Genomic DNA, 18,280 nt, shown 5'->3' with positions numbered 1-18,280 from the left:
CCTGATCGTTGCGGGATCAGCGCATTGACGTTATTTCTGAACCAGCGGGTTCGTCCATTTAAGACCTGGAAATCGCGAGAAATCGCGATCGGTGGTGTGAAGGATCGCGCCGTGCTCGAGAGCGATGGACGCAAGCACCGCATCCATGATGAGTGGGCCGGCCGTTTGCCCCTTCCGCATCAGCCCTTGCAGCATGTCCCAGTGGCGGTCGCCTGACTCTAGAATTCCGACCTGTGGCTGGGAGAGCCACGATGCCACGGCCGCTTCCGCCTCGAGGGTGGTGAGTGGACGTTCGAAGGCGCGAGGATTCGTTGAAATTCTGAGGAAAGCCCAAATTGTCAGCCAAGCGAATCGCACAAGCTCGGTACCTGAGAGGGTGCTTTCCAGCCAGGCTCTACTCGCTTCGTGTTGGTCCGACTGTGGGTGGTAGGCATAGAGGAGGAGGTTGGCATCAACGAGGATCATCGATAGAGGGGGCCTTCCAGCTGCTCCAGCAGATCGGCCACACTGTCAAGGGTGAGGCCAGGTAAGAGCTTTCCGAGATCTCGGGTCACCACCCTGAACGGCTCCTTCTTGGACCGAATGTGCTTAGTCGAAAGGCCACGTCGTAGCATCTCGTTCACAGTCTCTCGAAAGGAGCGGCCGGAACGACGCGCCTCCGCCTTGAGCTTGGCGGCAATATCGTCATCGAGCGTCATGGTCGTACGCATGCGCTGATGCTAAATCGGTAGCATCATGATGTCAAGATGGTCACACATTGCTGCAGAACAGCCGCCGGCGCCTCCGGTTCGCGTTCAACGGCAGGAGGCTCGTCCGCCTGGTTCGAGGGGGGGCCTTGTGAGGATCGTCGGCAGTGACTTCGCCAAGGGCTGCCGCCGGACCCATCCCGATCGACAACAGGAAGAGGCCCAGCACCGACATGGATCTGAGTTGTTCGCTTGCGGCAGGATTGACGGAAACGCGATCGACATCAGCCACACGACCCGGGGTTTCGACGCGCAGCACACCGGACTGTATGCTGAGGCAAACAAACTTTCAAGACACAGTCCGCCTCCGCCTTCGCAATTTAAGAGCTGCGATTCCGTCTTTATTCTTTGAATTCCACCCATCTATACTGGGCCGGCTCATGGTGTCCCATTCTCACCGAGGGATCATGTGGAATCCGTGACTGATACCTCGCAGAGATTCCGGTTCATGCTGTTCGGACTGGAGCGCACCTGAAAGGCTGATCGTGTCATATCACAGAGACGGAGACGCGCATGCCGCTGCATGAAATCATCGGCTTCGTGGCAGGATTCGGGACGACCTTCGCCGCCCTGCCGGACTTGATCGCGATGCTCAAGCGGCGGTCCAGTCAGGGCATGAATCCCACGATGGCCGGGATCATGGGCTCGTTTCAGATTATATGGGTGTACTACGGATTCTTGATCGAGTCCAGGCCGGTGATCGGATGGAACATGGTCGCGGTCATTATCAATTTCCTGATGGTGGGAGCCTACCTGTACTTCAAACGTCTGGGAAACGGCTTGCGATAAAAATCACACGCGGTCGACAGGGCTCACCGATCTCAAGCAAGGTGGGGTCCTGGACAATTCTCTGACGCGCAAACAATAACAACCTGCTGCAACCTGTGTCCCGAGCGCGGTGAGGATCGGCCTCGGCGGCATGGCGAAGCAGCGGCGACGAACGGACGGGCAAGGGGTTCCACTGGAAGATGTGAAATCGATACGGCGGTCATCGGCTCGAATCGCTCTATGGGGCGGTGCGCTTGCGCTTCTCGTGATCGTTGCAGCAGCATCACTCTGGTTGTGGCTGAACGCGACGACGCAGGTGCGGGATTGGCTGGCGGAGACAGTCAGCGCGAGCATCGGCAAGCGAGTCACGATCAGCGGGCCGGTGACCTGGACCTTGTCGCTTGAACCGACGGTTGTCCTCAAGCAAGTCGCGGTCGCCGAGGAATCGGATCACGTATTCGCCGACCTCGCCACCGCGGACATGGTCGAGGTGTCGATCGACTTGCCGTCATTGCTGCGCCGATCGATCGTCATTCCGTCCCTCGCCGTCACCGATCTCAAGGTGGCACTCGATAAAAAATTCCTTGAACGAGAAGCAGGCGGGCGATCAATGACCGCTGGCGATGCCTCGAAGTCGAGACCGTCCCACTTTGCGGTGCAGATCCAGGCGATCCACCTCAGCCAGGCGGTGGCCACATTCAGTCTCGCATCCTCTGCCGCAACGGAGCGGGTGACGCTCCGTGAAGCGAAGTTGGACATGGTTCCTGATCGGCCCGTACATCTTGTCGCAAGCGGAGAGTTCAGGGGGGTGCCTGTTGCGATCGACGCAACAGGCGGCAGGTTCTTGGATGCGACCAACGGTGGGCAGGGGTGGTGGCCGGTGGCCTTGGAGGCCCACGCACCGGAGATGACGGTCTCGGTCGACGGCAACATCGGGCTGCCCTTGGGCTCGCCTCTGTTGGATGTTCAGCTTACCGCCGCAGGCCCTCGCCTGGCCGATCTCAATCAGTTACTGACGGTGGATTGGCCGGCGCTTGGTCCTTACCGATTTACCGGACGAGTGAGAGCAGCCGACAACCAGGTGACCATCAATGGTCTGAAAGCGACGTTGGGCACGAGCGATCTGGCGGCGGATGCCTCGCTCCAATACCACGAGGGGCGGCCGCGCCTCTCCGCCACTGCTGCCTCTCGGAAAATCGATCTGAACGATTTTTCAACCGGACACAGCGCTTCGCAGGATGCCCATTTCATTGAATGGTTGAAGGAGTGGGATATCGCTGTCGCGATGACGTGCGATTCCGTCGTGCTCGGCGAGCGCGCATTGGGCTCGTTACAGGTCCAGGCTGATTTGGAAGCGGGCTTGCTCCAGATCAAAGTGCCGGCTGCAGACTTCCTGGGAACGCGGATCGAGGGACGGACGGAGATCGATGTCCGCTCGGATGTTCCATCGCTTTCACTCTCTGTAATCGGGCGGGGACTTGAACCGGCGAGGTTCAAAACTGAATTGTCAGGTGCTCTGATCGGCATGTCCGATGCCGTGCTGAGTGCAACAGCTCGTGGAAAGACATGGGATGCGCTTCTCAGCTCATTGGCCGTCTCACTTCGGACGGATCATTCGATCTTCCTGTTCCAGGATCCCTTGTCGGGACGACCGATCGAGCTTTCGTTTGACAAGGGACAGGCGAGCTTGGATGTGTCAGGTCACGGAGAAATCGACCTGGCCGGCCGGTATGGGCTACGGCCATTCCGCATCCATGCGACGACCGGCTTGTTTTCCGCCTTGCTGGCCGATGGAGCCTGGCCGATCAACGCGGTCCTCCGAATCGGTCAGGCCCGGTTGCTGGTGGACGCCACGGTGAGCCGGCCGTTGAATCACGAGACCTGGTCCGTGTTGGTTCGAGCTCAGAGCCGCAGCCTCGATGAGTTCGCTTCCTCCCTGCCGGCCAGCGGCCCCTTTCGCTTGTCGTGCCATGTGGCCGGCGAGCGCGGCGGGTCCTGGAGCACCACCTTCTCTTGGCAGATGGGGGGAAGCGACGGGGCAGGACGGCTTGATGTGGCCACGGAGAGCGACCGGTTTGCCGTCACGGCCGACCTCACGTCCCGCCGTCTGCGCGCAGACGATTTCATGGATCGTACGGCGAGCCATGACAAATGGGGAAGCTCAATGTCCGGCCGTGGAAGCCCGGCGGTGCCGGTGATTCCGCCGTGGCTTGTGGCGGACGTGAAATGGAAGATCGACCAACTCCATACCGGCCCTCTCCACTTACGCAGACTGCTGCTGCATCTCACGGCAGATCGTGGCCGAGTGGATGCCTCTTCCTCGGCCATGCATCGGTATGGAGACATGAACGCGCTTTTGATGTTCGATAGCAGCGAGGTCGTGCCCAGGCTGAAGGTTCAGGCTCGTTCGCGACATTTCGACTATGGCGCGCTGCTTCGTGACGCGAAGATAACCGATCGTGTGACAGGAACGACCGATCTCGCACTGGACCTGACGAGCGAAGGGAACAGGGCTGAAGAGCTGGTGGATCACGTTGGGTTCAACCTCAGTGCGACACCGGACGCCTTGCATATTGCCGGGACCGGCGGCCATGAGGTGGGACCGGTCTCGCTCTCAACGGCAGGTCTGTCGGGTGGAATCCACGAGCCTCTTAGCCTCCGTCTCCAGGGTAAAGCGCGTGACCTTCCGCTCACGCTCACCGTGACGAGCGTTCCATTGAAACAAGTGCTCGATCTGCCTGTATCCCTGCCCTGGACCCTGATCCTGCAGGGACCGGATATCGCGCTGGAGGCGCAGGGGCAGGCGGAATTTCAAGGTAGGACAGGGACTGCGGATTTCCACGTCAGTCTGAAGGGTGCTTCGTTGCCGCGTCTCGCCGCCTTGTTCGATCACGACCTGCCTGAGCTGGGCTCGTATGAGCTGTCTGGTGATGTAGTTTATGCCGATCAGCGCGTGACCCTGTCCGATCTCCAAGCGCGAGCCGGCAGGAGCGATGTCGCCGGGGAGATCGAGATGGCGTGGGGGGAATCTCGGCCACGGGTGACCGGGACATTCTGGTCCAAATTGGTCGACCTGGAGTTCCAGGGGCGACCTGCTTTGAAAGATGTCACGGTGGAGAGCGAGGAGTCGTCGTCGGAAGCGACTACCGGGCCAGTCCCGGACTTGGCCAGCCCGAGAATCATCCCGGATTGGCGGCTGCCCGTTGAGTCTTTCCATTCCCTGAATATGGAGCTCCTCTGGACGATCAAACGGCTCTCGGTTCCACCGGTGGAGGCGGATGAGGTCACGGCGATGCTGACTCTGCAGGATGGCGTCTTGACCGTTGGTCCGCTGGCATTGTCCCACAATGGGTCGATGAAGACCGGACGATTCACAATAGACGGTACCGGCAAGGTTCCGCATGTCACGGTTGGGATCACGGCAATCGATGTTGATTACGGCGGACTGTTCAAAGCGTTCAATATTACGGACAAGGTGGAAGGACACGCCGATATCTATCTGACCGCCGAAGGACGGGGCCGAGACTTTCGAGAGGTGCTGGGGGCCGCGAACGGTCATCTTGAAATTGTCGCAGGACCGGCGACATGGGACAATCGGCTCATCCACTTATGGGCATCCAATCTGATGACGGCCATGCTGTCGCAAGCGTGGCGCCGGGAGAGGGCCTCTCAATATAATTGCGGAGCCGCGTATATCGACATTCAGAAGGGAGAAATGGAGACCGACGCGTTGTTGATCGACGCAAGGGACCATTCGGTCGCGGCCGTCGGGATGTTGAACCTCGGCACGGAAGACCTGGACATGGTGCTGACACCCATGCCGAAAAGTTTGGCCCTTCTCAGTCTCGCAGTGCCGGCTCGTTTGACCGGACTCCTGGCCGCCCCCAGGGTGTCGACGTCACCCACCTCTATCGCCGCCAGCAAGGCTTGGAAGGTTCTTGATATCGCGGTCCCCATCGGACTGACTTTGCAGGTGCCTCGTGTGATTCTTCAGGCCACGGTAGCCGGCTCTCCGCTCGAAAACCCCTGTACGACTGCCTTGCAACCGGGAGGCAAAGGAACGCTGACGACTCGAAAGGTTGTCACCAGCGGGTTTAAATGGGTGGCGGAGCTTTTGCGGAGAGCCGGATCGGCGGGGATTGGATTGCTCCAGGGCCGGTCCGGCGCATCTGCTCGTGAGGGAACATGACGGTGATCCTGTGCGCTCTCGCGGTAGTGACGCTTGGCTGATCGGATATATGGGAGGGGATCATGAGAGGATTGTTCAGACTGTCGCCACAGTGGGCGTGGGGCTCTTGGCGGTCTTTGGTGACGGCGATGGTGCTTGTCTTGGTCCTCGGGACACCCGGCATGATTCTGGCCGAGGAACCGAAACAGGAGCTGCGCGACCGGCTCATGATCCGCGCCGGCTGGGCCTATGTCTTCGGAGTCAATGCAGACGTCACAGTTCGCGGCGAGCGAACAGGGATCGGTGCGAGCGTTGACTTTGCGAAGACCTTGGGCGGAGACGACAGCACGAGTGCGCTCAGAGTCGACAGCCTCTATCGATTCAACGAGCGCCATGCAGTTGGATTCTCGTGGTATCGGGTCGCCTTGGGGGGAGAAAATACGATTCTCGACCGGCAAATAGAGATCGGCGGCAACACCATCAATGCCAACGCGAGCGTCCAGTCGGACCTGAACGTGAATCTCTACAGGTTTCTTTACAACTGGTCGTTCTATCGCAGCGACAAGGTGGAGCTGGCCCTGTCGCCCGGGTTCTATGTGGCGGCGACGAAATTCGATCTCACGGCGCAAGGGAACATCCTACTGCCCAACAACCAACCCTCCAGTTCGACGGCGGTGAACGAGCATATAACTTTTCCGCTGCCGTCGTTCGGGCTTCTGTTGAACTACAACGTGACGCCACGCATCCAGGTTCAGGGCCGCACCGACTTTTTCTATCTCAGGCTGGGCGATTACGAGGGTGTGATGTTTGAGTTCTATGCCGGCCTTGAGTACCGGCTGTTCAAGAACTTCGCGGTCGGCGCCGCCTATGACCGGCTGGCTGCTGGCCTGCAAGATACCAGCACAGGCGGGTTTGAGATCGATGTTGCCTACAATTTGGCCTACTTCTACGGCACCCTCTACGCCTTCTAGCGACTCTGGGCCGGGATCAGGGAGCGCACAGTGGACCTCCGTGCCATTTTTGACAGTTGCCGTCCATCTGTGACCTTGCTAGTCTCCCCGCTGTCGATTCCGACCCGTCCGATCTCATTGGCCTGCCGCTCAATATCTTTGCAGGCGACGGGGCTCTCGGCCCCTGTGAAGGTCCGTCGCTGCCGGACGGGAGCATCGCCCTCCTGTTAAGGAGAACAAATCCATGCGCGCGTTAGTCGTAGCTCCACGTGAAAAGAGCGTCCGTCTGGCGGACCGGTCGGAGCCTCGCAAGCCCCATGGCGGCGAGGTGTTGCTTCGAACGCTCGAGGTAGGTATCTGCGGTACCGATCGCGAGATCTGCGCCTTCGAGTACGGCACACCTCCAGCGGGTGCGGCCGATTTTATCCTGGGCCACGAGGCTCTGGCGGAGGTGACGGAGGTAGGACCTGATGTGACGTGGGCTCGCCCCGGGGAATTGGTCGTCCCGATGGTGAGACGCCCTTGTCGAAATCCGCGTTGCGCGGCCTGCAGCCAGGGGCGACAAGATTTTTGCACGACAGGAGAGTTCAGCGAGCGCGGGATCGTCCGCGACGACGGCTTCCTGTGCGAATACTTCCTTGAAGAGGAACGTTTTCTCGTTGCGGTCCCCCGCGTCCTTCAAGGAGTCGCGGTCCTGGTCGAGCCGCTCACCGTCGCGGCCAAGGCACTCGAAGAGTTCAAGTCGATCCGCGCCCGGTTCAGGTTCGACCTTCCACGGCCACGAGGTCTGGTCCTCGGGGCGGGGCCGGTGGGGCTTCTCGCCGCCATGGTCCTCCAGTGCTACGGGATCGAAACAGCCGTCTTTTCGCGGGAGGCGGAGGATGGTCCGCGAGCTGCGCTCGTGAGGGCCATTGGGGCAAAGTATGTTTCAGCCGGAGGTACGCCGCTCGAACACTTGTCCGAGCATCTCGGAAGATTCGACGTCATTTTCGAAGCGGTCGGCATTCCCTCGGTCGCCTTCGGTGCGCTTCCGGCCCTCGCCGCCAACGGCGTCTTCATCCTGAGCGGAGTTCCGGCGCAGGGCGACCCAGTGCCGGCCGATCTCAGCCGCTGGATGCGCGACCTCGTCCTCAAGAATCAGGTCATCCTCGGAACGGTCAATGCAGGCCGCTCAGCCCACGATGGCGCGATCCATCGTCTCGAACAGTTCATGGCGCTGTTCCCGGAAGCCGTACGATCGTTGATGAACCGGGTTCCGTTCGAAGATGCCCCGAGTGTGCTGGCGCGCAAGCAGGGCATCAAAGATGTGATCAGCTTTGCGACGTAACGCGCGGTGCCGGCCGCCAGCAGGACCACCACCAAGGACTAGGATACGCATCCGGTCTGTTCCCTCACGGCCACGCAGTCATTCATGAGCAGTAAAGGTTCACGATCCAACATCTTGGCCTGTTCCCCGACAGTCTTTATCGTTGCTATAGTCTTCCTCGCACTCAACAGGGCGCGTGTCCAACCTGCAATCATGGAATCTTCGAGGCCGCGACGACTCGCAATTCGGTGGAAATTGGTCAGGCACCATCTGGTGTGCTCAACAACGCCGCCGAGGCGGTAGGGTACTTCGCGAATCATCCCCAAAACAAGTGACAATGTGTGAAGGTCCTGCGGTGGGTTCGTCGGATAGGAATTGGACCAGCCGTTACGTGCCCGGCTGGAACGCCCGATGATCTCACGCATGTCGGTCCTGGGTTTGAGGAATGGCCACCGTCAATCGATTTTGATATAAGCAGTGGCGATTGGTTCGTAAGCCTGCCCCACGGAAAGGAACGCATGGGAGCCCTCGCTCACTCTTGTGCAACGATCATTGCGCTGGCGATGCTGGTCGGTTGCGACGAACGTCCGACCCTCAATGCGCCTTTGACACAGTGGGATCCTGCCTCCGGGTATCGATTCGCTACTCTTGCCCCACCAGACGCGGACAACTCGGATAGCCTCCTGATTTTTGCATCGTTTTCCGGAGGGGGGACCCGAGCCTCGACCCTAGCATTGGGAGCGTTAGGGGAACTGGCCCGCCGACAGATTACCTGGGAAGGCAAGACCAAGCGGTTGCTCGATGAGCTGGATGTCATCTATGCGCTGTCCGGAGGCACCTTTACGGGTGGGTACTATGCGCTGCACGGCGATCGGATCTTTCAAGATTTCGAGTCTCGGTTCTTGCGAAAGGACTGGGATCGTGAACTCAGATCACGAATTCTGTGGTCCCCCCGCAATTGGCTTCGCCTATGGTCACCCTACTTTGGACGCACGCATATCATGGCCGAATTGCTGGACGAGGCCCTGTTCGAAGGGAACACCTACGGCGATCTGCTGGGACGCCGGCAGAGGCCCTTTCTCATCATCCATGCCACAGACATGGCCATGCTCTCGCGCTTCGAGTTTGACCAGAGCAAGTTCGACTGGCTCTGCTCAGACCTGAGCCAATTTCCGATCGCCCTGGCCTCGGCTGCCTCTGCGGCGCTTCCGGTGGTGTTGAGTCCCATCTCGCTCAAGAATTACGCAGGAACCTGCGGGTTTCAAGTCCCGACGGAGACGGAGTCAGCCAGAAAGAGAGGCGGAGCAGCCGCTCAGCGAGCAAGAGAATACTTGTCCCATCTTGATGTGAAAAAACGTGCCTATATCCATTTGCTCGACGGCGGTCTGTCGGACAACATGGCGCTCCGAAGCCTGATCGAAGCAGCCAACGTCGCAGGAGGGTTGGAGAATCTGCTGAAGTTCGGTCGGAAGTTCGGTCTGCTGAAAAAGGTGAAGAAATTTGTGATCCTCGCAGTAGACGCGGAGACCAGCCCTGACGTGATGACCCTTGGGGGCGATCAACTTCCGTCCCTCTTCACCGCCATGCGCTCGCTGATTGATGTGCCGATCAATCGCTATTCGTACGAAACGGTCGAGCAAATACGTGCATTGGTGGAACGGTATCGACAAGAGATGCGTGCGCAACCGAGAGCCGTCGACAGCCCCTTCGCCTCGGATGCCGAGATGTATTTTATCAACGCCAGTCTCGCTCAGATCGCTGATTCCGAAGAGCGAGAGTCGCTGATGAATATTCCCACGACGCTGTACCTCACCGATGCGCAGGTTGACCAGCTACTCCTGGCCGTCGGTCGGCTGATCCGAAGCGATCCGGACTTTCAACGGCTCATGCAGGATCTTGAAACAGGCAAATAACGCCGGTTCGGTCCACCTGATTCGTCCAGCGATGCGATGAAAGAGCCAACCGATCTAACAGTGGGGTTGGCAGGCGCGTAACAGAGGAGGATGTACCGTTTGGCGTCACGGCAGACGCGAAGAGCGTGCCGATTCGCACAGCCGCCTGACTATCCGATGAACATCTCCTGCCTCGTGTCAATAACCCTCCACAACCCTCCGCACAGTGATTCTTGAGGGCGTCCGGCGCTCCGTGATACAGGTGACGCCTTGCCGTACAAATAGCGGAGAGGCGGCATTTGACATTAAATACATCACCATTTCCCAGACAGGCAGACCAGGAGGAATGACCATGCCCAGCCAACTGCTGACCCGGCGGCTTGCCATGATGACCGGAACAATCATGATCTTGCTCGGAGTGCTGTGGGCGTCGCCGTCGTCGGCCAAGACGAATCCGCCACAACCGTCCTTGAAAGAGCTGATCTCGAAAAGGACCAACGAAACCCCGTCCACTGGGCAAGCGGCGCCGGACCAGTCGCAACTTGGACTACCCTATGACCAGCTGGGCAGGCAGGTTCCAAGATCCACGGTTCGTCGATTTCTGGCGGCAACGGGGGGACGCAACTATGCGCTGGCGGCCGAATACCTGGACCTGAGCAATTTGGCCCCCGAGACAGCGGCAAGCCAAGGGCCCAAGCTCGCGCGGCAACTCAGAATCGTGCTCGACCGAGCGCTCTGGATCGCCCCGGACCTGTTGAGCGCCGAACCGCAGGGCGACCAAGACGACCATCTTCACCCGGCCTACGACCGGGTCGGAACCATCTCGGCAGGTGATGCCGTATTCGACATCTTCCTGCAGCGGGTTACGCAGGACAACGGAGCGCCGATCTGGAAATTCGCCGGCGTCACGGTCGCGGAAATTCCCGAATTGTACCGGGAGTTCGGCTATGGATGGCTCGAGGAGATGCTTCCGAGTTGGTTGTTCGATGTCTCCGTCCTCGGCATTCACCTCTGGCTGTGGATCATGCTGGTCGGCCTCGGCTTGTTGCTCTATCCGGCGGCGATGCTGATCACGTGGGTCATGGCCGTCATCGTCCGCCGTTTCGGTACAGATCTCGGGCGGGAGGCCGAACGATTGTTTACGGGGCCGGTGCGGTTGCTCATCTGGGCGGTCCTGATGTATTGGAGCACGGGCATGGCAGGACCGTCGATCGCCTTGCACGCCCTGAGAGAAGCAAGAATCCTCCAATTCATCGCGTTGGCATGGCTTCTGGTGCGGACGGTGGATTTGGTCGCAGCGCGTGGGCAAGCGAAGCTTGATGGGCAAGGCTTTGCGGGCGGAGCGTTGCGCTTCAAGCCGGTGATCAGGATTCTCAAGGTTGTGCTCCTTATCGTCCTGTCGTTTCTCTGGCTCGAGTACATGGGATTCAGCGTGGCCACGCTTGAGTTGGCGGGGCTCACGATCAGCGGATTGGCGATCGCGCTGGCGTCGCAGAAAACCCTCGAAAACTTCCTTGGGGCCTTTACACTGATGGCCACACAGCCCGTCCAGGTCGGGGATCTGTGCCGCTTCGGTACAACCGTGGGAACCGTAGAAGAGATCGGGCTTCGCGCCACCCGCATTCGCACGTTCGAACGAACCGTGCTCAAAATCGCCAACGCTGAGTTTCTCGGTATGCAGGTGCACAACCTCTCGAAACGCGACCACTTCTGGTATCACCCGAGGCTCAGACTTCGCTATGAGACGACTCCGGACCAGATTCGGTACCTGATGGTTGAGGTTCGAAAGATGCTCTACGGCCATCCGAAAGTCTTGGCCGACCCTCTGTATGTGCGGTTCAAGGGGTTTGCGGAACACTCTCTCGATCTGGAGATCTTCTCGTACGTCGAGGCGGCGGGTTATGCCGAATTCCATGACATCGCCAGCGATCTGAATCTCCGGGTCATGGAGATTGTCGCAGCGGCAGGGACCGGATTTGGAGTCCCCACTCAAATCGAATATGCGTTCCCGGGGAAGCCACTCGACGAACAGCGGGTGCAGGCGATCGAGACTGAAGTCGAGGAGTGGAAAGCGCAACGCGCCCTGTATCTTCCGGACTTTCCGGAAGAGACGATCGCCGAGATCAGAGGATCGCTTGACTATCCCCCTGAGGGATCGCCCCACTACTCCCGCAGGGAAGACTAGCCGGCAATCGATGGTCCGAGCAGGGAGGGAATGATGACGGGAGGAATGATGGGTTGACAGGACGAGGGGGTTCCCACTATATTTCTGGGCCGTTTGCTCGGGTGCGACCCTGTTCACGGGCAATGTTCGTGTGGGGTTCATTGGGGGACAAGATCACGAAAGAGCGTAGGAACGAGTCATCATTTGACCGGCCAGACCTCTCAGTTTCGACAGGTCCCCTCGGTCGTCAAATCTGATACCTCTTGTGGCGCCGATGCCGTGGGGTCGGCCCGCCGTTCACCCGGCTCAACATGCGAGGGCCTCGGCGTGTGACCACGGGACCAACAACCTTCTCATTACTATAAGGCAAAGGAGATCGTACCCATGAAGTCATTGAAGTCATTGACGACCATCACCCTTATGGCGGCGCTAAGTCTGTTCCTTCTGGTCTCAGTCTCGCAGGCCCAAGGTACCTCGGATGCCAACGAGAAGATTCTGATGCAGAAGATCAAGGCCGACAAGAAGCTGCTGGTCGCAGAGAATATGGCGCTGACCGATGCGGAAAACAAGGTGTTCTGGCCTCAGTACGACGCGTACCAGAAGGAATTGGATCAGATCAATCATCGATTGATAAGTGTCATCAAAGAGTACGCCGATGCCTTCAATAAGGGACCGATTCCCAACGACACGTCAACGAGGCTCATGCATGACTTTCTGGCGACGGAAGAAGCGGAGGTCGATCTGAAGAGCGCCTACGCGAAGAAAATTGCGGCCGTCATGTCGCCGGTAAAAGCGGCGCGTTACATCCAGATCGAGAACAAGATCCGGGCGCTGCTCAAGGCAGAAATGGCCCAGCAGATTCCGTTGATTTACTAGCGGACAGGAAATGTGCGGACGGGCGGAACAAGTCTTGAACCAAAGGAGAATGACCATGCGATCAGCGCGACGAGTGAGTTCGGTTGTCATCGGCCTTTTCATCATGGCCGGATGCGCATCACAGGAGACAGTTTCGAAGCCAGCCGCCGCCCCTTCCCAGGCTGCGGCCGGATCGGCTTCCCGCCAGGCGCCCGGGTCGCCGGCGAGCGAGCAGAATGCTCAGATCTTGCTGGACAAGATCAAGGCCGACAAGAAGTTCCTGGTGTCCTCCAACATGGAGCTGACTGATGCGGAATCCAAGGTATTCTGGCCTCTCTACGATTCCTATCAGGGCGAATTGATGCAGATCAATGAGCGGCTCGGAAAGACGATTACCGATTATGCGGATCTCATCAAGAAAGGATCCGTTCCGGACGATCGCGCCACGGCGCTGCTCGATGAGGCACTGTGGGCCGAAAAGAGGGAAATCGATCTGAAACGTGTCTATGCCGAGAAGGTTGCGGCGGTGTTGCCCGCCACCAAGGCGGCCAGATACATGCAGATTGAAACAAAAATCAGGTCGATCTTGAAGGGTGAGCTTGCCAAGCGGATCCCGCTGATTTATTAAGAGCGCTTCCAGCAGGCTGCGGAAAAACTCGATTTGTGTGCTTCGACAGGCCTGTCCTGAGTCGTTCGAAGGGCTCAGCACGAACGGAAAACCTCGGTAAATTCAGTGACCGCTCCGTTCGTCCTGAGGCTCTCGAAGGAGGAACGGAGCGGTTTTCCGTAGTCTGCTATACGTTTTTCACCCTGCACGACGATCAAGCCTTCCCCCATGAAGGCCTCGCGGTGGGCGCGACGGGGCGAGTCACGAAGGACAGGCTCATGACGGATCTGTCGCGCCATGCCTGAGGTCGGAGGGGGTGCTTTTGTCGGCCTCACCGAACCTCCAGGTGTGAAAGCATGACTGGGTCATGAACGTCTTCCGCATGATCGCCCCTCGTCTCGTCACGCGAGCAGCGATGTTTCACCGCTTTCCACGCATCATCCACTGCAACAGATGCCGGCCGATTTTTTCGGCCTTCCTTGCTGCCACGATGCTGATACTGTGTCCGGCGCCCGGGAAGGCCATGGATGTCAGTGAGGCTCAGGAGATTGTCGACAATGCGCGGCTGATCGTCGCGCGAATGCTCGGTCATCCGGACATGGGCTGGTTGCGGCGGAATCTGCAGGAAGCCAAGGCCATCTTCATTGCTCCGGCGATCGTTCGAATCGGATACTTGGCCGGAGTGGCCAAAGGAAAGGGTGTCTTGTTGGTAAAGGACGAACAGACCGGACAATGGAGCGATCCGGCGTTCTTCAGCCTGATCGGAGCCAGCGCCGGTCTTCAAATAGGTATTGCTCGTACGGAAGTCGTCGCCCTCATTATGGGCCGCCCCGAGACCGACTCGTTCCTGCGAGGGCGGTTCGTCTTCGGACCAGGCGCGGCCTTGGCGATCGGTCCCCTGGGAGCTGCAGCAAAGGCGGCGACGACACCGACCCTGCGTCACGGCATCGTGTCATTTGCCAAGGCCGAAGGCGCCTATGCCGGCGTGACCCTCCAAGGCCTCATTGCGATGTCCGATGAATCCGCCAATGAGGCCTATTATGGCTCGGCGATGCGTTCAGAAGAGATTCTTGCCCATCCGCAAACCATCCGCCATTGGTATTCGGCCCGCATACGCAACACCTTGGACAGAGCGGGAGAGGATCCATGACGAGACTGCTCCGCATGATCACGGTCGTCACGCTGAGCCTTGTGTCGCTGTCCTGCCAAACAGCGAGCCCTCAGGATCAGCGGTCCACCATCGCCGAAACCTCGGAACAGATGCCGGAGACGTTTAAAGTCCTCACCTATAACGCCTTGCATGGATTGCTGACCGGGACATTCGGAGTCGCTCCCGGAGAAACGCCGGAGCAGAACGAGACCAGATTCCGTTTGCTGATCGCCCAACTGGCCAGAGTGCAGCCCGATATCGCTTTTCTGCAGGAGGTCAATCCCTTGCCCCTCCGATCGGAGGCCTATGTCGGCGCCCTCGAGGAACTGGGATTGGCTTATGATGAGGTGCACCAGGTGGATGCATGCGGAATCCGCACCGGCGAGAAACGGGCCCTGTTCGCCGATTTGAACAACGGACTGGTCATCCTGGCAAAGAAGCCGCTCCGGCTCCGCAAACTCGCAGGGCTGAAACTAAGCGGGGAAAAAGGCGAGTGTCACACGGATCGTGGCTTCCAACTCGAAGAGTTGCGCTATGCGCTCATCGCGGAGATCACGATTCCGGGAAGCAGCCGGAGGCATCTGGTCGCTACAACCCACCTGCATTCGGGCTTTGAAGCGGGCCGGTCATTCTTAGCCCATTTGGCCTCCCTGCATTCGCAAGGCCGGCTTTCCAAGTACCGGTCGTTGCGGTGGAATGTCGAGCAGTCGCGGTTGAGGCGGATCGGAGAAATCGACCGGTTGAACCGCGCGTTGCAGAAGCTCAAGCGTGAGGAGGATTATGCGGGGATTCTCTTCGGCGGAGACTTGAATTTCGAGTCGGATGACCCCGAATACGAGGAGATTCAGCTTCTCCGGTATGTCGATACGACTCGTGTGAGCGGGGGAGACGTCGGCTTCTATACCGCCGATCCCCCCAGGAACCGGCTGATACCGGACGCAATGACCTCGCCGCTTCCGTCCGTTCTGACGGATATGATCCGGGGTGAGGGCGACGACCTGCAGGCCGATATCACTCGCGCGTACCGAACCGAGATGCAACGTCCAAGACAGATCGACTACTTGATCGAGGACTCCTTTCTCCCCGGCTACTGTCCGACACAATCGCTTTTCGGGCTGGAGACGGACGAGGCCGGACTGCCGGCGTCCGATCATTACGGTCTCTTGAACTCTTACGTCCTCTCGCCAGAGGTCTGCGCCAGACCGGGAATTCTGTAACCGGCTTGGTGCTTGCGTGCAGCCTTGCGTAAGAGCGGCACAACTCCTCATCCTGTACCTGTTGTTTGCGCGATCAAGAGTAGGACTGATCTGTCTGGACCGCCGCTCTATATATATGATACTCCCATACAGCTTTGCCGGATGAAACATCCCGGCTACATGGCCTAGGCAAGAAAGAGAGGACGATTATGCAGACCGAGACGCCGGCAGACGACCGCACGCGATCCGAAGTCTCGAGTGACCGTCATCAGACAAAGACTCCGACCCCGGGCGTATCCGATCGGAAGCTGCTCGATCCCACATTCTCGGCCATGCCGAACCCCTGGCTGCCTGCTTGGGACTATTGGGTGGACGCCTGGCAGCGCACGGTCCTGTTCTGGGATGTGCTGCGGCAGCGCAGTGACCAATACTATGAGCAGAAGGCGAAGGCAGTACCACACGTGCTCATTTTCGGCCACGAAGCGGTGCTGGACGGAAGGACCTTCGACCGGCCGGTCAATTATGGGCTGGTGAGGATCAAGCCGCCGGAAGGGGTGGTCATCGACCAAAAGAAACGCCCGTTCGTGGTAGTGGACCCGCGCGCCGGGCATGGTCCGGGCATCGGAGGCTTTAAGGCCGACAGCGAACTGGGCGTGGCGATGCGCGCCGGTCATCCCTGCTACTTCGTCGGCTTCTCCCCCGACCCGATGCCGGGCCAGACTATCGAAGACGTCATGCTGGCCGAAGCGATGTTCTTGGAGAAGGTCATCGCCCTCCACCCTGACGCCGACGGCAAGCCCTGCGTGATCGGCAACTGCCAGGCCGGTTGGGCGGTGATGATGCTGGCCGCGACGCGGCCTGAGCTGTTTGGGCCGATCATCATTGCCGGCTCGCCTCTGTCCTACTGGGCCGGAACCGTGGGCCAGAACCCGATGCGATATACGGGCGGACTCATGGGTGGAAGCTGGCTGACCGTGCTGACCAGCGACCTCGGCGCCGGCAAATTCGACGGCGCGAATATAGTCGCCAACTTCGAGAATCTCAATCCCGCCAACACCCTCTGGACCAAGAATTACAACGTCTGGGCCAAGGTCGACACAGAGGGGACGCGCTTCCTGGAATTCGAGAAATGGTGGGGTGGCCATGTCAACCTTACTGCCGAGGAAATGCAATGGATCGTCGATCAACTGTTCATCGGTAACAGGCTGGCGACTGCTGAAATCGTCACCCGTGATGGGGTGCGGATCGACCTGCGGAATATTCGCTCACCCATCGTCTGCTTCTGCTCCAAGGGGGACAACATCACCCCGCCGGAGCAGGCCCTCGGTTGGATCTGCGACCTCTATCAGAATGACGAGGATATCCTCGCCCAGGGCCAGACCATCGTCTATGCCGTCCACGAGAGCGTCGGCCATCTCGGCATCTTCGTTTCCGGCGGCGTGGCCCGCAAGGAGCACGAAGAATTCGCTTCGAATATCGATTTGATCGACGTGCTGCCGCCCGGGCTGTACGAGGCGGTGATGACACGCAAGACCGCGGACTCGGCCCATCCGGAACTGGTCGGGAGCGACTGGATCGTCCGCTTCGAGCGGCGCAGCCTGAATGACATCCGGGCCATTGTCTCGCCCGACCCCGAGAACGAGCGCCGGTTCGCGACCGTGCGGCGCCTGTCGGAGATCAATCTCGGCCTGTACCGCACCATCCTGCAACCGTTTGTTCGGCCGTTCGCGAGCGAGCAGACAGCCCAATGGCTCCATACACTCAATCCCTCCGAACTGCCCTTCGAGCTGTTTTCAAATCGCAACCCTGTGATGCAGTACATCGCCGACCTTGCCGAACAGGTCCGGAAACAGCGTCGGCCTGCCTCGCCCGACAATCCCTTGCTCCAGGCGCAGGCCAGATTCTCGGAGGGGATTATCGCCGTGCTCGACGGCTGGCGCGATCTGCGGGATCGCAGTCTCGAACAGATGTTCCTGGCGATCTACAGCACTCCCTTGTTACAAGCCCTGGTGGGGCTGAGCGCCTCGGAAGAGAGTCCTCGTCGGCAGCCGGGGATCGAACCGGAACGACTGACCTTCATCCAGGGGCGGATCGCCGAGCTCAAGGCAAGGATTGCCGAAGGCGGGTGGCGCGAAGCGGCGTTCCGCGGCATGCTCTACATCGGCATGGCGGGACCAGGAGTGGAAGAGCGCGCGTTCAATCAGTTGCGTCAGATGCGTGCCAAACAGGGCGGCCTGACCTTGGAGGAGTTCAAGCGGGTGCTACGCGAGCAGTTCCTGGCCTTGATGCTCGACCAGGAGGGCGCGGTCGACGCGATCCCCAAAATGTTGCACGACGATCCCGACGCCAGGACAAAGACGCTGGCGGCGATCCGCGCTGTCGCGTCGGCAACCGGCGAGATGAGCGGTGAACGGGCAGCGCGACTGGCGCGGATCGAGGCCATGCTGCGAGAGCCGGCGCCTCGGCTGGATGCATAGG

Annotated in this window: 15 protein-coding genes; 11 read left to right on the top strand and 4 right to left on the bottom strand. The window is 59.5% G+C overall.

Going from position 1 to position 18,280, the window contains the following annotated elements; all coding sequences use genetic code 11:
• Positions 1-30 precede the first annotated feature (30 nt).
• The 3 genes from P0120_04930 to P0120_04920 are packed head-to-tail and all read right to left on the bottom strand — an operon-like array spanning position 31 to position 1,005.
• Positions 31-465, bottom strand: coding sequence for a type II toxin-antitoxin system VapC family toxin (locus P0120_04930; GenBank protein ID MDF0673673.1), 435 nt, complete (start codon positions 463-465; stop codon positions 31-33).
• Positions 462-710, bottom strand: coding sequence for a ribbon-helix-helix domain-containing protein (locus tag P0120_04925; GenBank protein MDF0673672.1), 249 nt, complete (start codon positions 708-710; stop codon positions 462-464). The genes P0120_04930 and P0120_04925 overlap by 4 nt, the downstream gene beginning before the upstream one ends.
• A gap of 40 nt (positions 711-750) precedes the next feature.
• A complete protein-coding gene (locus tag P0120_04920; GenBank protein ID MDF0673671.1) occupies positions 751-1,005 on the bottom strand; it encodes a hypothetical protein in 255 nt (84 codons plus the stop codon).
• A gap of 254 nt (positions 1,006-1,259) precedes the next feature.
• Here P0120_04920 and P0120_04915 point away from each other — a divergent pair, with 254 nt between their 5' ends.
• The 8 genes from P0120_04915 (at position 1,260) to P0120_04880 (ending at position 13,477) form a co-directional block, all read left to right on the top strand.
• Positions 1,260-1,535: a SemiSWEET family transporter gene (locus P0120_04915; GenBank protein MDF0673670.1), complete on the top strand. Its 276-nt coding sequence runs from the start codon at positions 1,260-1,262 to the stop codon at positions 1,533-1,535.
• A gap of 130 nt (positions 1,536-1,665) precedes the next feature.
• A complete protein-coding gene (locus tag P0120_04910; protein MDF0673669.1) occupies positions 1,666-5,703 on the top strand; it encodes an AsmA-like C-terminal region-containing protein in 4,038 nt (1,345 codons plus the stop codon).
• A 62-nt stretch (positions 5,704-5,765) separates the two neighbouring features.
• Positions 5,766-6,653 (top strand): hypothetical protein, encoded by an 888-nt coding sequence (locus P0120_04905; GenBank protein ID MDF0673668.1) that lies wholly within the window; start codon positions 5,766-5,768, stop codon positions 6,651-6,653.
• 223 nt (positions 6,654-6,876) lie between these two features.
• Positions 6,877-7,959 (top strand): glucose 1-dehydrogenase, encoded by a 1,083-nt coding sequence (locus P0120_04900; protein MDF0673667.1) that lies wholly within the window; start codon positions 6,877-6,879, stop codon positions 7,957-7,959.
• A gap of 320 nt (positions 7,960-8,279) precedes the next feature.
• Positions 8,280-9,851, top strand: a complete 1,572-nt coding sequence (locus tag P0120_04895; protein ID MDF0673666.1) for a patatin-like phospholipase family protein — start codon at positions 8,280-8,282, stop codon at positions 9,849-9,851.
• A 331-nt stretch (positions 9,852-10,182) separates the two neighbouring features.
• Positions 10,183-12,015 (top strand): mechanosensitive ion channel family protein, encoded by a 1,833-nt coding sequence (locus tag P0120_04890; GenBank protein ID MDF0673665.1) that lies wholly within the window; start codon positions 10,183-10,185, stop codon positions 12,013-12,015.
• Positions 12,016-12,378: 363 nt separating this feature from the next.
• Positions 12,379-12,870, top strand: a complete 492-nt coding sequence (locus P0120_04885; protein MDF0673664.1) for a hypothetical protein — start codon at positions 12,379-12,381, stop codon at positions 12,868-12,870.
• Between the two features lie 55 nt (positions 12,871-12,925).
• Positions 12,926-13,477, top strand: coding sequence for a hypothetical protein (locus P0120_04880; GenBank protein ID MDF0673663.1), 552 nt, complete (start codon positions 12,926-12,928; stop codon positions 13,475-13,477).
• Between the two features lie 74 nt (positions 13,478-13,551).
• On the opposite strand, the gene P0120_04875 is transcribed toward P0120_04880, so the two are convergent.
• Positions 13,552-13,791: a hypothetical protein gene (locus P0120_04875; protein MDF0673662.1), complete on the bottom strand. Its 240-nt coding sequence runs from the start codon at positions 13,789-13,791 to the stop codon at positions 13,552-13,554.
• Positions 13,792-13,823: 32 nt separating this feature from the next.
• On the opposite strand from P0120_04875, the gene P0120_04870 reads away from it, so the two are divergent.
• The 3 genes from P0120_04870 to P0120_04860 all read left to right on the top strand — a co-directional run bounded on the left by P0120_04870 (position 13,824) and on the right by P0120_04860 (position 18,279).
• Entirely contained in the window at positions 13,824-14,606 is a 783-nt protein-coding gene (locus P0120_04870; protein ID MDF0673661.1) for a lipid-binding SYLF domain-containing protein, read from the top strand.
• On the top strand, positions 14,603-15,823 hold the full coding sequence (locus P0120_04865; protein ID MDF0673660.1) for an endonuclease/exonuclease/phosphatase family protein: 1,221 nt from the start codon (positions 14,603-14,605) through the stop codon (positions 15,821-15,823). The genes P0120_04870 and P0120_04865 overlap by 4 nt, the downstream gene beginning before the upstream one ends.
• 188 nt (positions 15,824-16,011) lie before the next feature.
• Complete coding sequence (locus P0120_04860; GenBank protein ID MDF0673659.1) at positions 16,012-18,279, top strand: DUF3141 domain-containing protein; 2,268 nt, start codon at positions 16,012-16,014, stop codon at positions 18,277-18,279.
• Position 18,280: the final 1 nt, after the last annotated feature.

The sequence above is a fragment of the Nitrospira sp. genome (genome assembly GCA_029194675.1).
Classification (GTDB): Bacteria; Nitrospirota; Nitrospiria; order Nitrospirales; family Nitrospiraceae; genus Nitrospira_D.
The sequence above is the reverse complement of the archived record's forward strand: the minus strand, read 5'-3'. Positions and strand labels throughout refer to the sequence as shown.

Bases quoted from the DNA above. Each gene is read 5' to 3' on its own strand.
- P0120_04930 (MDF0673673.1), bottom strand. From the start codon at position 465: ATGATCCTCGTTGATGCCAACCTCCTCCTCTATGCCTACCACCCACAG.
- P0120_04925 (MDF0673672.1), bottom strand. From the start codon at position 710: ATGCGTACGACCATGACGCTCGATGACGATATTGCCGCCAAGCTCAAG.
- P0120_04915 (MDF0673670.1), top strand. From the start codon at position 1,260: ATGCCGCTGCATGAAATCATCGGCTTCGTGGCAGGATTCGGGACGACC.
- P0120_04910 (MDF0673669.1), top strand. From the start codon at position 1,666: ATGGCGAAGCAGCGGCGACGAACGGACGGGCAAGGGGTTCCACTGGAA.
- P0120_04905 (MDF0673668.1), top strand. From the start codon at position 5,766: ATGAGAGGATTGTTCAGACTGTCGCCACAGTGGGCGTGGGGCTCTTGG.
- P0120_04900 (MDF0673667.1), top strand. From the start codon at position 6,877: ATGCGCGCGTTAGTCGTAGCTCCACGTGAAAAGAGCGTCCGTCTGGCG.
- P0120_04890 (MDF0673665.1), top strand. From the start codon at position 10,183: ATGCCCAGCCAACTGCTGACCCGGCGGCTTGCCATGATGACCGGAACA.
- P0120_04885 (MDF0673664.1), top strand. From the start codon at position 12,379: ATGAAGTCATTGAAGTCATTGACGACCATCACCCTTATGGCGGCGCTA.
- P0120_04880 (MDF0673663.1), top strand. From the start codon at position 12,926: ATGCGATCAGCGCGACGAGTGAGTTCGGTTGTCATCGGCCTTTTCATC.
- P0120_04870 (MDF0673661.1), top strand. From the start codon at position 13,824: ATGAACGTCTTCCGCATGATCGCCCCTCGTCTCGTCACGCGAGCAGCG.
- P0120_04865 (MDF0673660.1), top strand. From the start codon at position 14,603: ATGACGAGACTGCTCCGCATGATCACGGTCGTCACGCTGAGCCTTGTG.
- P0120_04860 (MDF0673659.1), top strand. From the start codon at position 16,012: ATGCAGACCGAGACGCCGGCAGACGACCGCACGCGATCCGAAGTCTCG.